Annotated in this window: 13 protein-coding genes; 12 read left to right on the top strand and 1 reads right to left on the bottom strand. The window is 63.7% G+C overall.

The window, feature by feature from the left end; genetic code table 11:
• Positions 1-3,884 (top strand): DNA-directed RNA polymerase subunit beta' (gene rpoC, locus WCZ84_RS11630; RefSeq protein ID WP_372686444.1); only part of this gene is annotated, 3,884 nt, incomplete at its 5' end.
• Between the two features lie 56 nt (positions 3,885-3,940).
• Here rpoC and hpaR read toward each other — a convergent pair.
• Positions 3,941-4,354 carry a homoprotocatechuate degradation operon regulator HpaR gene (gene hpaR / locus WCZ84_RS11625; RefSeq protein ID WP_372686445.1) on the bottom strand — a complete coding sequence of 138 codons (414 nt, stop codon included), beginning with the start codon at positions 4,352-4,354 and terminating at the stop codon, positions 3,941-3,943.
• 169 nt (positions 4,355-4,523) lie between these two features.
• On the opposite strand from hpaR, the gene WCZ84_RS11620 reads away from it, so the two are divergent.
• From WCZ84_RS11620 to WCZ84_RS11570, 11 genes are all read left to right on the top strand, one after another.
• The gene (locus tag WCZ84_RS11620) at positions 4,524-5,300 is read left to right on the top strand and encodes a fumarylacetoacetate hydrolase family protein (protein WP_372686443.1); all 777 of its coding nucleotides are present in this window, start codon (positions 4,524-4,526) and stop codon (positions 5,298-5,300) included.
• Positions 5,297-6,082 carry a fumarylacetoacetate hydrolase family protein gene (locus WCZ84_RS11615; RefSeq protein WP_372686442.1) on the top strand — a complete coding sequence of 262 codons (786 nt, stop codon included), beginning with the start codon at positions 5,297-5,299 and terminating at the stop codon, positions 6,080-6,082. Before WCZ84_RS11620 ends, WCZ84_RS11615 begins: the two co-directional genes overlap by 4 nt.
• Positions 6,072-7,529 (top strand): 5-carboxymethyl-2-hydroxymuconate semialdehyde dehydrogenase, encoded by a 1,458-nt coding sequence (hpaE, locus tag WCZ84_RS11610; protein WP_372686441.1) that lies wholly within the window; start codon positions 6,072-6,074, stop codon positions 7,527-7,529. The genes WCZ84_RS11615 and hpaE overlap by 11 nt, the downstream gene beginning before the upstream one ends.
• 33 nt (positions 7,530-7,562) lie before the next feature.
• On the top strand, positions 7,563-8,426 hold the full coding sequence (hpaD, locus tag WCZ84_RS11605) for a 3,4-dihydroxyphenylacetate 2,3-dioxygenase (RefSeq protein ID WP_372686440.1): 864 nt from the start codon (positions 7,563-7,565) through the stop codon (positions 8,424-8,426).
• Between the two features lie 14 nt (positions 8,427-8,440).
• Complete coding sequence (locus WCZ84_RS11600; protein WP_372686439.1) at positions 8,441-8,854, top strand: 5-carboxymethyl-2-hydroxymuconate Delta-isomerase; 414 nt, start codon at positions 8,441-8,443, stop codon at positions 8,852-8,854.
• Positions 8,854-9,657 (top strand): 2-oxo-hept-4-ene-1,7-dioate hydratase, encoded by an 804-nt coding sequence (gene hpaH, locus WCZ84_RS11595; RefSeq protein ID WP_372686438.1) that lies wholly within the window; start codon positions 8,854-8,856, stop codon positions 9,655-9,657. Before WCZ84_RS11600 ends, hpaH begins: the two co-directional genes overlap by 1 nt.
• 20 nt (positions 9,658-9,677) lie before the next feature.
• Complete coding sequence (gene hpaI / locus WCZ84_RS11590; protein ID WP_372686437.1) at positions 9,678-10,460, top strand: 4-hydroxy-2-oxoheptanedioate aldolase; 783 nt, start codon at positions 9,678-9,680, stop codon at positions 10,458-10,460.
• 50 nt (positions 10,461-10,510) lie between these two features.
• A complete protein-coding gene (locus WCZ84_RS11585) occupies positions 10,511-12,169 on the top strand; it encodes an FAD-dependent oxidoreductase (RefSeq protein ID WP_372686436.1) in 1,659 nt (552 codons plus the stop codon).
• A gap of 21 nt (positions 12,170-12,190) precedes the next feature.
• The gene (locus WCZ84_RS11580) at positions 12,191-13,249 is read left to right on the top strand and encodes a TRAP transporter substrate-binding protein (RefSeq protein WP_372686435.1); all 1,059 of its coding nucleotides are present in this window, start codon (positions 12,191-12,193) and stop codon (positions 13,247-13,249) included.
• 17 nt (positions 13,250-13,266) lie between these two features.
• Positions 13,267-13,755, top strand: coding sequence for a TRAP transporter small permease (locus tag WCZ84_RS11575; protein ID WP_372686434.1), 489 nt, complete (start codon positions 13,267-13,269; stop codon positions 13,753-13,755).
• Positions 13,745-14,079 (top strand): TRAP transporter large permease subunit (locus WCZ84_RS11570; protein WP_372686433.1); only part of this gene is annotated, 335 nt, incomplete at its 3' end. The genes WCZ84_RS11575 and WCZ84_RS11570, both read left to right, overlap by 11 nt.

The following is a 14,079-nucleotide window of genomic DNA, read 5'->3' as shown; positions in this document are numbered from 1 at the left end:
GCCTGGGCATGGTGCTCGACATGACGCTGCGCGACATCGAACGCGTGCTCTACTTCGAGGCCTGGTGTGTGATCGAACCGGGCATGACGCCGCTCAAGCGCGGCCAGATCATGTCCGATGACGACTACCTCGCCAAGACCGAGGAATACGGCGATGATTTCCACGCCCTGATGGGGGCCGAGGCGGTGCGTGAGCTGCTGCGCAACATCGACATCGATGCCGAGGTCGAGCGCTTGCGCGGCGAGCTCAAGGCCACGGGTTCGGACGCCAAGATCAAAAAGATCTCCAAGCGCCTGAAAGTGCTCGAAGGCTTCCAGAAGTCCGGCATCAAGCCCGACTGGATGATCATGGACGTGCTGCCCGTGCTGCCGCCCGACCTGCGCCCGCTGGTGCCGCTCGATGGCGGGCGCTTTGCCACGTCCGACCTCAACGACCTCTATCGCCGGGTCATCAACCGCAACAACCGGCTCAAGCGCCTGCTCGAACTCAAGGCGCCGGACATCATCCTGCGCAACGAAAAGCGCATGCTGCAAGAGGCGGTCGACTCGCTGCTCGACAACGGCCGCCGCGGCAAGGCCATGACGGGCGCCAACAAGCGCCAGCTCAAGTCGCTGGCCGACATGATCAAGGGCAAGAGCGGGCGCTTCCGCCAGAACCTGCTGGGCAAGCGGGTCGACTATTCCGGGCGCTCGGTCATCGTGGTGGGCCCGCAGCTGCGTCTGCACCAGTGCGGCCTGCCCAAGCTGATGGCGCTCGAACTCTTCAAGCCCTTCATCTTCAACCGCCTCGAAATGATGGGCCTGGCCACCACCATCAAGACGGCCAAGAAACTGGTCGAAAGCCAGGAGCCGGTGGTCTGGGACATCCTCGAGGAAGTCATCCGCGAACACCCGGTGATGCTCAACCGGGCGCCCACGCTGCACCGCCTGGGCATCCAGGCGTTCGAGCCGCAGCTCATCGAAGGCAAGGCCATCCAGCTGCACCCGCTCGTCTGCGCGGCCTTCAACGCCGACTTCGACGGCGACCAGATGGCCGTGCACGTGCCGCTGTCGCTCGAGGCGCAGCTCGAGGCCCGCACCCTGATGCTGGCCTCGAACAACGTCCTTTTCCCGGCCAACGGCGAACCCGCCATCGTGCCGTCGCAGGACATCGTGCTGGGGCTGTATTATGCGACCCGCGAGCGCATCAACGGCAAGGGCGAGGGCATGTTCCTGGCGGATCTGGCCGAAGTGCAGCGTGCCTGGGATAACGGCGTGGTCGATCTGCAGACGCGCATCACCACCCGTCTGCCCGAGTTCGTCAAGGGCGAAAATGGCGATTGGGTCGAGGAAACCCACCGTTTCGAGACCACGGTGGGCCGCGCTCTGCTTTCCGAGATCCTGCCCCACGGGCTGCCCTTCAGCGTGCTGAACAAGTCGCTCAAGAAAAAAGAAATCTCGCGCCTCATCAACATGTCGTACCGGCGCTGCGGCCTGCGGGCGACGGTGATTTTCGCCGACAAGCTCATGCAGGCCGGCTTCAGCCTGGCGACCCGCGCGGGCATTTCGATCGCCATGGGCGACATGGTGGTGCCCGACAGCAAGGTCGACATCCTCAACGAGGCCTCGCGCGAGGTCAAGGAAATCGACAAGCAGTATTCCTCCGGCCTGGTCACGGCCCAGGAACGCTACAACAACGTGGTCGATATCTGGGGCAAGGCCGGGGATCGCGTCGGCAAGGCCATGATGGAGCAGCTCTCCACCGAGCCCGTGACCGATCGGCATGGCAAGGAAGCGCGCCAGGAATCGTTCAACTCCATCTACATGATGGCCGACTCGGGCGCGCGGGGCTCCGCGGCCCAGATCCGCCAGCTGGCCGGCATGCGCGGTCTGATGGCCAAGCCCGATGGCTCCATCATCGAGACCCCCATCACGGCCAACTTCCGTGAAGGCCTGAACGTGCTGCAGTACTTCATCTCCACGCACGGGGCCCGCAAGGGCCTGGCCGACACGGCGCTCAAGACCGCCAACTCGGGCTATCTCACGCGCCGGCTGGTCGACGTCACGCAGGACCTGGTCATCACCGAGAACGACTGCGGCACCAGCAACGGCTACATCATGAAAGCCCTGCTCGAGGGCGGCGAAGTGGTCGAGGCGCTGCGCGACCGGGTGCTGGGCCGCGTGACGGCGGTGGACATCGTCCACCCCGACACCCAGGAAACCTTGATCCCGGCGGGCACCCTGCTCGATGAAAACCTGGTCGAACTCATCGACGAGGTCGGGGTGGACGAAGTCAAGATCCGCACGCCGCTCACCTGCGAGACGCGCCATGGTCTGTGCGCCCACTGTTATGGGCGCGACCTGGGCCGAGGCAGCCTGGTGAACCGGGGTGAAGCCGTCGGGGTGATTGCCGCCCAGTCGATCGGCGAACCGGGTACACAGCTCACCATGCGCACCTTCCACATCGGGGGGGCGGCGTCGCGCTCGGCCATGGCGAGCTCGGTCGAGACCAAATCGGCCGGTACGGTCGGCTTCGTGCCGGGCCTGCGCTACCTGACCAACGCCAAGGGCGTGCGCATCGCCGTGTCGCGCTCGGGCGAGATCGTCGTGTACGACGACAACCGCCGCGAGCGCGAACGCCACAAGGTGCCTTACGGCGCCGCCATCGTGGTGGGCGACGGCGACAAGGTCAAGGCGGGCACCCAGATCGCCAGCTGGGATCCGCTGACGCGGCCCATCGTCTCCGAATACGCGGGCAAGATCCGCTTTGCGAACATCGAAGAAGGGGTCACGGTGGCCCGCCAGGTCGACGAGATCACCGGCCTGTCCACCCTGGTGGTCATCACGCCCAAGACGCGCACCACCAAGGGCGCGGGCAGGCCGCAGATCCTGTTGCTCGATGATCTCGGCCAGGAAATCAAGGTGGCTGGCACCGAGCACGCGGTGGCCATCACGCTGCCCGTGGGCGCGCTGATCACGGTGCGCGATGGGCAGGCTGCGGGCGTGGGCGACTTCCTCGCACGGATCCCGCAGGAATCGCAAAAGACCCGCGACATCACCGGGGGGCTGCCGCGCGTGGCCGAACTCTTCGAAGCCCGGGCCCCGAAGGACGCCGGCGTGCTGGCCGAGGTCACGGGGACCGTGTCCTTCGGCAAGGACACCAAGGGCAAGCAGCGCCTGGTGATCACCGACATGGACGGCGTCAGCCACGAGTTCCTGATCTCCAAAGAGAAGCAGGTGCTGGTGCACGACGGCCAGGTGGTCAACAAGGGCGAGCTCATCGTCGACGGGCCGGCCGATCCGCATGACATCCTGCGTCTGCAGGGCATCGAATCGCTGGCCAGCTACATCGTCAACGAAGTGCAGGACGTCTACCGCCTGCAGGGCGTGAAAATCAACGACAAGCACATCGAGGTCATCGTGCGCCAGATGCTGCGTCGGGTGAACATCACCGATTCAGGCGATACCGGCTTCATTACCGGCGAACAGGTCGAGCGCTCCGAGATGCTCAACGAGAACGACCGGGTGCGGGCCGAGGGCAAGATCCCGGCCAGGTACGACAACGTGCTGCTGGGCATTACCAAGGCGTCGCTGTCGACCGATTCGTTCATCTCGGCGGCGTCCTTCCAGGAGACCACCCGCGTGCTCACCGAAGCGGCCATCATGGGCAAGCGCGACGAACTCCGCGGCCTGAAGGAAAACGTCATCGTGGGTCGCCTGATCCCGGCGGGTACCGGCATGTCGTACCACGAGGCGCGCCACAAGAAGGAAATCTTCGAGGCGGCCGAGCGGGCGGCCGCGCGCGAGCAGGCCAACCCCTTTGCCGAGCCGGGTGAAATGGCCCATGTGGGCGACGACGGCGCCGAGCCGCCGCAACCCGAGGGCGAGATCCCGGCCGCCGACTGACGGGCCGCTGCCGTGCCCCGGTGATGACATCGGGGCGCGGCAGCCGGTGCCGCGGGTCAGCTCAGCGGCGCCATGTCGTCGAGCCGCTCGACCAGTTCGTCCGTGGCCTGGTACAGCCGTGCCAGCAAATCCTGGCCCACCCGATGCTCCAGACCGGCATACAGCGTTTCGATGTCATCCGAAATCTGTTCCACCAGCGCCTGGCTTTTGTCGGTCAATGACACGATGACGCGGCGTTGATCGCTTTCCTGGCGCTCCTTGTGCACCAGGCCAAGCGCCTGCATCCGATTCAGGATGCCGGCGAGGCTGGGCGTCGATAGGCTGCAAATATCCGATACCAGGCGCGATTCCAACGGGCCGAATTCGTGCAGGGCGCGAATGATGCGCCATTGCTGATCACTCAATCCATGAACACGCAACAGGGGGCGAAAGTGTGCCATCAGCTTCTCGCGCGCGCGCAGGAGCAGCATGGGCAGATTGCGGTGAATGAGCGTGTGGGACGGATGCTTGTTCATGACGGGTAACGGATGCATGGGTGATTAGGGAAAACCCGAAATTTCGGTCGGGGCGCTTGACGTGGAAATGCGCGATGGGAATAATACTAACAAGTTAGCAACTAATAAGTGAGTGATTGGGTCGATGCGAATCCCTCTTCTCTTCGATTACCAGGTTCATCTCCTCGACGAAGCCCAGCCCCGTACGGTAAATAAAGTCGCATTGCAGGCCCTGCTGGCAGCTGGCACACACCTGCGGCCGCCGGTGCGCGGTACCGTGTATGCCACCTTGTTGAACGATCAGGATTCGGTGGCTGCACTCGGGGACGCAACCCAGCAACCGCCCTATCAGGCACCGCCGAAAGCCCCAATACTCTACATCAAGCCGGGCAATACGTTCAGGGGGCATGGTAGCGCGGTCTCGGTGCCGGACACGGTGCCTGCCCTGCTGATCGGTGCCAGTCTCGGCCTGGTGATTGGGCAGACGGCCTGCCGGGTGACGGCACAGACCGCGGACCAGTACATCGCCGGGTATACGATCGTGGCGGATCTCTGCGTGCCCCACGACCAATTTTTCCGCCCTGCCGTGCGCGCCAACGCAAGGGATGGGTTTTGCGTGATGGGCCCGGCGGTGGTGGCGCGCGCACTGGTGGCCGACCCCGATGGGCTCGAGATGGCCATTCGCGTGGATGGCACGCCGGTATTCCACGAGAGTACGGCCCGCTGCGTGCGCAACGTCGCGCAACTACTCTGCGATGTGAGTGAATTCATGACATTGAACCCAGGCGACGTCCTGACGCTGGGGGTGCCGCATGCCGTGCCCCTGGCCCACCCAGGCCAGGCGATCGAGATCGACATGGCCGGGCTCCCTACCCTGGCTTTCGGGCTCGTGGGCGAATCCGGGCCAAGGAGGGCGTCATGAAAAGGGCTCGCGTGGCGTATGCAGGCGCCATCCATTCTGCGGTACCGCACCCCCGGGGGCTTCAGCTGGCGGATGGTCGGGTCTGCGCGGAAAACGAGGTCGTGTGGCTGCCCCCGATCGAGCCCCAGACCGTGTTCGCGCTCGGGCTCAATTATGCGGCGCATGCAAAAGAACTCAAGTTCGGCGACCAGGCGGAGCCGTTGGTCTTTCTGAAAGGCCCCAACAGCGTGCTCGGCCATCGTGGCGTGACGCGCCGGCCCGATGGCGTGCGCATGATGCATTATGAATGCGAATTGGCGGTCGTCATGGGGCGCACTGCGCACCACGTCGAGCGGGCCCAGGCCATGAATCACGTCGCCGGCTACATGATCGCCAATGACTATGCCGTGCGCGACTACCTGGAAAATTACTATCGGCCGAATCTGCGGGCAAAGAATCGCGACGCGGCCACCGTCCTGGGGCCCTGGTTCGTCGATGCGGCGGATGTCCCGGATCCCGGGCACCTGGCCCTGCGCACGTATGTCAATGGCGAGTTGCGCCAGGAAGGCACGACCGCCGACATGATCACGGATATCGCCACATTGATCGAATACCTCAGTGCGTTCATGACCCTGTCTCCGGGCGACGTCATTCTCACCGGTACGCCAGAAGGGGTCTCGAACGTGGTCTGCGGCGATACGGTGGTCTGCGAGATCGAAGGCCTTGGCCGCCTGCAGAACACGATTGTCTCGGATGCAGCATTCGGCCTGCCGCCGACCCAGGAGCCAAACCATGCGCATTGAACATCTGATCGCCGGTGAATCCGTACCCGGCACCGATTACTTCCCTACCATCAACCCAGCCAATCAAGCGGTTCTGGCCGAAGTGGCACGCGGCACCGAAAAAGAGGTGGATCGGGCGGTCGCGGCGGCCCGTGACGCGTTTCCCGCGTGGGCCGGACGGCCCGCCGCCGAGCGTGCGGCCATTTTGCACCGACTGGGCGAGCTCATTACCCGGCACGTGCCGGAGCTGGCCCGTACGGAAACGGCCGACACGGGCCAGGTCATCGGTCAAACGGGCAAGGCCCTGGTGCCCCGCGCCGCCCACAATTTTCATTATTTCGCCGAGATGTGTACGCGGGTGGACGGACACGCGTATCCGACGCCGACCCACCTGAATTACACGCTCTTTCATCCCGTGGGGGTCTGTGCGCTGATCTCTCCGTGGAACGTCCCCTTCATGACGGCCACCTGGAAGGTCGCGCCCTGCCTGGCTTTTGGCAATACTGCCGTACTCAAAATGAGCGAACTCTCGCCGATGACGGCCAACCGTCTGGGCCAGCTCGCACTCGAGGCCGGTGTCCCGCCCGGCGTCCTGAATCTGGTGCACGGGTATGGCGCCGAAGCCGGAGAGCCGCTCGTGGCGCATCCAGACGTGCGGGCCGTGTCTTTCACCGGGTCGACCGCCACGGGCGAGCGCATCATCCGCCATGCGGGCCTGAAGAAATTTTCGATGGAGCTCGGTGGCAAATCGCCCTTCGTCGTATTTGACGATGCCGATCTTGAACGCGCGCTGGATGCCGCGGTGTTCATGATCTTCTCCAACAACGGCGAACGCTGCACGGCGGGTTCGCGCATTTTCGTACAGCGTTCGATTTATGCGCGGTTCGCCGAGCGGTTCGTCGAGCGGGCCAAGAAGCTCAAAGTGGGCGACCCCCTTGAAGAAGACACCATCGTGGGCCCGATGATCAGCCCGGGTCATCTCGAGAAAGTACGCAGCTACATCCGGCTGGGTCCTGAAGAAGGCGCCACCATGGCGTGCGGTGGCCTGGAGCCGCCCCGGCTCCCCGCCGCGCTGCAAGCCGGCAATTACGTGGCACCGACGGTGTTCGTGGATGTCGACAACCGGATGCGCATCGCACAGGACGAAATTTTCGGCCCGGTGGCCTGCTTGATACCGTTTGACGACGAAGCCGACGCCGTGCGTCTGGCCAACGACACCCGCTATGGCTTGTCCAGTTATCTCTGGACGGAAAGCACGGGCCGGGCTTTGCGGGTCGCCGCCGCGATCGAAGCGGGGATGTGTTTCGTCAATAGCCAGAACGTACGCGACTTGCGCCAGCCGTTTGGCGGCACCAAGGCGTCGGGCGTGGGCCGTGAAGGCGGCACCTGGAGCTATGAAGTATTTCTCGAACCCAAGAACGTCTGTGTTTCGCTGGGTTCGCACCCCATTCCGCGTTGGGGCATCTGATCCGCGCGGGGGGCTCTAACAGGAGGATAACGAATGGGCAAGCTTGCAATTGCGGCAAAAATCACACACGTGCCGTCCATGTATCTGTCCGAGCTCGATGGCCCGCACCACGGCTGTCGGCAGGCAGCGATCGATGGCCATCGTGAAATAGCGCGCCGTTGTCGCGAGGCCGGCGTCGATACCCTGGTGGTATTCGATACCCATTGGCTGGTGAACAGTGGCTATCACATCAACAACGCCGCCCGATTCGAGGGCGTCTACACCAGCAATGAGCTGCCGCACTTCATCAAGAACATGCCGTACGCCTGCACGGGCAACCCGGCGCTCGGGGCGCTGTTGGCCGCGGCCGCAACCCAGGCCGGCGTGCCGACGCGTGCGCACGCCGACACCACGCTGGCGCTGGAATACGGCACCTTGGTGCCACTGCGCTACATGAATGCCGATGGCCACTTTCGGGTCCTGTCGGTTTCGGCCATGTGCATGGCACACAATCTGGATGATTCCCGCCGCCTTGGAGCGGCGTTTCGCCAGGCCGTAGAAGCGGACTATGACGGCACGGTTGCCTTTTTTGCGAGCGGCTCGTTGTCGCACCGTTTTGCGCAGAACGGCCAGACCGACGACTACCTTTTCAAGGTCTGGAGCCCGTTTCTGGAGAGGGTCGATCACGCCGTGGTCGACTTGTGGCAACAGGGCGATTGGCCAACATTCTGCGCCATGTTGCCCGAATACGCCGAGAAATGTCATGGCGAGGGCCATATGCACGACACCGCAATGCTGCTGGGTGCCCTGGGCTGGGATACCTATACCGGCCGTGCCGAGGTCGTTACGCCTTATTTCGGCAGTTCGGGCACCGGCCAGATCAATGCCATTTTGCCCGTCACGCCGTTGGCCGCCTGAGTGCTGGAGTCCACATGCCTCATCTGACCCTGGATTACAGCGCAAACCTGACGACTGACGATGACATTCAGGCGCTGTGCAACGCACTGGCGCAGTGTCTCGCACACTTTACGGACGACTCGGGCAAGCCCGTGTTCCCCGTTGGCGGAATTCGGGTGCGGGCGCTGCGTTGCGAGCACTATTGCATCGCCAATGGGCAATTGGATGCCGCCTATCTGCACGCCCACCTGAAGATCGGCGCGGGCCGCTCGGTCGCCACGCGCACCGCTGCGGGCGATGCCCTGTTCGCCGTCGTCCAAAAACATTTTTCGGCCATGGATGACACGCGCGGCCTGGCCTTGTCACTGGAAGTCAGTGAGTTCGCGCCGCCTGGATCCTGGAAACACAACAACCTGCATGCCTGGCTCAAGAAGGGGGCGCATCGCTGATGCTCAAAGATTCAACCATTCGTGAACTTGCCATGCGCTTGGACACGGCGGAAAAAACCCGGACGCAACTGCGGCATTTTTCCGCCGAGCATCCTGAAATGACCATTTCGGATGGCTACGCCATCCAGCGGGAGTGGGTCAAGCTGCGCCTGTCCGAAGGTCACGTGGTCAAAGGGCACAAGATCGGCCTGACCTCGCGCGCCATGCAGCAGTCATCGCAGATCGATCAGCCGGACTACGCGCCATTGCTCGACAGCATGTTCTTCGAGCAGGGCGACGACATCCCCATGGCGCGCTTCATTGTCCCGCGGGTCGAGGTCGAGCTGGCGTTCATGCTGGGCAAACCCTTACGCGGCCCGGGCATCAGCGTATTCGACGTGCTGGATGCCACGGAGTACGTCTCGCCGGCCATCGAGATCATCGATGCGCGCATCGAACAATTTGACCGTGATACGAATACGCCGCGCAAGGTGACGGACACGATTTCGGATTTCGCGGCCTGCGCCGGGGTCATCACGGGAGGCCGCGCAGTCCGCCCGCTGGACGTGGATCTTCGCTGGGTCGGTGCGCTGCTCTACCAGAACGGGGTGATTGAACGCACCGGCATTGCGGCGGCCGTGCTCAACCACCCTGCAACAGGCGTGGCCTGGCTGGCCAACAAGCTCGCCCCCCATGGCGAGCAGCTGGATGCCGGCGGCATCGTGCTCAGCGGTTCGTTTACCAGTCCTGTCGTGGCAAAGCGGGGCGATACGTTCCATGTCGATTTTGGCCCGCTCGGCGGCATTCCACTTCATTTCGTCTAAGACACGCAGGACGGCGCGATATGCACGCGGTATTCAACACGTTCAAACAGGCCTTGCAGGCGGGACGCCCGCAGATCGGCCTGTGGGTGGCCCTGGCCAACCCGTATACGACCGAAGTGGTTGCAACGTCGGGTTTCGACTGGCTGCTGATCGATAACGAACATGCGCCCAACACGCTGCGCACGACATTGGCCCAGCTGCAGGTGCTGGCCGCTTATCCGAGCCAGGCGGTGGTGCGTCCCGAGAGCGCCGATCCCGTGCTCGTCAAACGCCTGCTCGACATTGGTGTGCAGACGCTGATGTTTCCAATGATCGATACGGCCGCCCAAGCGCAAGCCGCCGTGGCCAGCACGCGCTATCCGCCAGAGGGCACGCGCGGTGTGGGCAGCGCCTTGGCGCGGGCGTCGCGTTGGAACCGGGTGCCCGATTACTTGCACCGCGCGGCGGAGCAACTGTGCGTGCTGGTCCAGGTCGAGACGACGAACGGCCTTGCGCAGCTGAAGGCCATCGCGGGCACAGCGGGCGTCGACGGGGTGTTTTTCGGGCCCGCGGATCTGAGCGCCTCGATGGGCCTGCTGGGACAGCCCGGGCATCCGCTCGTACGCGAAGCCGTGTGCGACGGCATTCGCCAGGTCAGGAAACAGGGCAAGGCGGCGGGCGTACTGACGGCGGACAGGGAACTGGTCCGCGCCTACCTGGATGCAGGCGCCACTTTTGTGGCCGTGGGCAGCGACACCGGCTTGCTGAGCCGGGCTGCGGCCAACCTGGCCGCCGATTTTGCAATGACGACAGACGCCCGATGAGCGCCGCGGCGCCTGAATGACGGCAAGGAAGACAAGGTAAGGAAGACATCATGACAAACACGAATGAAAGTGACATCTTGATCATTGGCGCGGGCCCGGTGGGCTTGACCCTGGCGCTTGATCTCGCCTATCGCGGCGTGCGTTCGACGGTGGTTGAACGGCGCCGGCGTGGCGTACTGCCCGAGGTCAAATGCAATCACACGTCTGCACGGTCAATGGAGATATTTTGCCGGCTGGGGCTTGCCGACACCTTGCGTGCCGCCGGTCTGCCGCCCGATTTCCCGCACTCCGTCACCTATAGAACGCGCACGACCGGGCGAGAGTTATGCGAAATCAAGATCCCGTCCAGCGCCGAGCGGTTCAGTTGCCAGGACGGGGCCGATTGCGGCTGGCCCACGTCCGAACCCCCCCACCGCATCAACCAGATCTACCTCGAACCGATCCTGTTTGCCGCTGCCGACGCCCATCCACTCATCGATATTCGCTCACCCCTGGAGTTCGAGGATTTCACCCAGGATGCGGATGGCGTGACCGCGCACTTCACCGACCTGCGGGCCGATACCGATATGACGATCCGGGCCCGTTACCTGATCGGTTGCGATGGCGCGCGCTCGCGGGTGCGCAAGCAAATCGGTACGCGACTCGAAGGGGACGTGGTCATTCAGCGCACGCAATCGACGTTCATCCGTGCGCCGGGCTTGATCGCGGCCATGAAGGAACGGCCGACCTGGGGGATGTTTTCGCTCAACCCGGACCGAGTGGGCAACGTCTATGCGATCGACGGCAAGGAAACCTGGCTCATCCACAACTATCTGAAGGAGGACGAGGAATCGTTCGAGTCGGTCGACCGCGATCGCTGCATTCGTCAGATTCTCGGGGTGGATGACAACTTCGAATACACCGTCATCAGCAACGAAGACTGGTACGGGCGGCGCATGGTGGCGGGCCGGTTCCGCGATCGCCGGGTGTTCATCTGCGGGGATGCCTCGCATATATGGGTGCCGTACGCGGGCTATGGCATGAATGCGGGGATTGCCGACGCCACCAACCTGAGCTGGAAACTGGCTGCCTGGGCCAATGGCTGGGCGTCGGCCGACATTCTGGATTCGTACGAATCCGAACGCAAGCCCATCACCGAGCAGGTGTCTTATTTTGTCATGGACCATTCTGCCAAGATGGCCAATCAGCGCCTGAGCGTGCCGGACAACATCGAAGCCGAAGACGCGGCCGGCGAGGCCGCCCGCAAGGCCCTGGGCCAGGCGGCCTATGACTTGAACGTCAACCAGTACGCCGCGGCGGGTCTGAATTTTGGCTATTTCTACGACCATTCGCCGATCATCGCCTACGACGGCGCCGCACACCCTGGCTACACCATGTCGACGTTCACGTCATCGACGGTGCCGGGGTGTCGCACGCCGCATTTCCCGCTGCCCGACGGGCGCTCCCTGTACGATGCGCTGGGCCCGGAATACAGTCTGATGCGCCTGGATCCGACTGTCGACGTCCAGCCCTTGCTGGCTGCGGCACACGAGCTGGGCATGCCGCTGACGCTGCTGGACGTCGATCCCGACGACGTACCCGCCGACGCGGGTTATGCCGCCCCGCTCGTGCTTTCGCGCCCCGACTGGCACGTGGCATGGCGGGGCGATCGCTGCCCGGCCGACCCACGCGCCCTTTTACAGAAGCTGACCGCTCGGCAACAACATTGAGACAACCAAAAAGGTACTGCCATGAATTTCACTCGTCATATGGCTCCACTGCGCCGCGGGGCCCTGCTGTTTGCGGCGTCATGCCTCGCAACGTCGGCTGCCTGCGCCGATACCACGACATTGCGCTTAAGTGATTTGTTTCCAGCGACCTATCCCTTTGGAGAGCTGACGACAGAATTTGCCAAGGCGCTTGAAAGCGGCACTCAGAATCAACTCGAAGTGCAGGTGTTCCCGAGCGGCACGCTGACAAAGCCGGATCAGTGCTTTGAAGGGGTCGTGCAGGGGCTGTCCGACATGTGCCAGGCCGTTCTCGCCTATACGCCCGGGCGTTTCCCTGTCATGCGCTCGGTGGACCTGCCCGGGTATCCCAGCAGCGGTCAGCTCACCACGCACGTGGCCAACGACCTGTACCAGGCCTTCAAGCCCGATGAACTGGCCGGTGTCCATGTGCTGTACCTGCATGCGCATCCGCCCGGGGTCATTATGACCACCCAAAAGGCGGTTCATACGCTGGACGATCTCAAGGGCCTGCGGATTCGCTCGACGGGCGTCTCGGCCGACGTGCTCAAGCGCCTGGGGGCATCGCCCGTGAGCATGCCCATCACCCAGACCTATGATCCGCTCAAGCGGGGCGTGCTGGACGGCACCGATGGGACCTTCAACAACTACCGCTACTATCGCTTCGGAGAAGTGGCCGATCACACCACCTTGTCCACCGACGTGGGCTACGTGACCACGTTCGCCGTGGTCATGAACCAGAAGAAGTGGGATGCCCTGCCGCAGGACGTACAAGAAGCGGTCACCCGCATTTCGGCGGACTATGCCGATCGGGCTGGCAAGCTCTGGGACCGGATCGAAAACGAAGGGCTGCGGTTTGCGCGTGAACATGGCCATGAATTCATCCGGCTGGCGCCTGACGAAGCCGCCCGCTGGCGCGAGGCGGCGCTGGTGCCGGTGCAGCAAGCCTATGTCGCGGCCATGAAGGAAAAAGGCCTGGATGGCGAAGCCATTTTGGCCAAACGCGCAGCCTTGATCGAGCAGTACCGCGATCAGTTCCCTGTGCTCAACCCGTTTGAATGAGCTTGAGCGGGCCCGCCATGGTGCAGCGATTCTTCGATCACGCCGCTGGATTCTGCTTGTGGATTTCCAAGGCCGCGATCATTGTGCTGGCGGGCTTGATCTGCACCGATATCTTTGCGCGCTGGGCGTTTCGGGCGCCCGTGCCGGGCGCGTATGAGCTGGTCGGCATACTCGGGGCGCTGACCGTGGTCTTTGCCTTGCCCGCCGTGCAGCATCGGCATGCGTTCATTCGCGTCGAGATCGTCACCGACCGCCTGACGCCCAGGGCCCGCGGGCGTTTGCAGGGTCTGTTGGCGTGGCTGGAGGCGCTGGTGTTTGCCATACTCGCGGTACAGTTTCTGCTGTCGGCGCGCACCACCGCCCGCGCGGGCGAAGTCACCGATATTCTCAGGCTTCCCCAGTGGCCGGTCTATGCCGCGGTCGCGGTGGCCTTCGCCCTCGTCAGCGCAATGGCGGTGCAGCAAACGCTCGCCGCCGGTTCCGTGGGGACGCCAGATGAGCCCTGACGTGATTGGCCTGGTGGGCGTCGTGTTCGCCCTGGCGTTCATTTTTCTGGGCACCGAGATAGCCGTGTCCATGGTGCTCGTCGGGATGGTGGGCGTCAGCGTCATCGTGGGTTCGACCGTTGGCTTTGAACGCCTGGCGCCGACCATCATGGCGCAGATCGGCAGCTACGATCTCGCCGTATTGCCGCTGTTCATCCTCATGGGCCAGCTCATGTTCGTGGCCGGCAGCGGTGGCCGCATGTATCGCGTGGCCCGCCTTTGGCTTGGGCGGCTGCCGGGCGGATTGGCGATTGCCACGATCATGGCGTGTGCCATTTTTGCGGC

This window comes from Castellaniella sp. (assembly GCF_041675725.1).
Taxonomy (GTDB): domain Bacteria; phylum Pseudomonadota; class Gammaproteobacteria; order Burkholderiales; family Burkholderiaceae_B; genus Castellaniella.
Note: the sequence above shows the minus strand (reverse complement) of the source record. Positions and strands in the feature narration are given on the sequence as shown.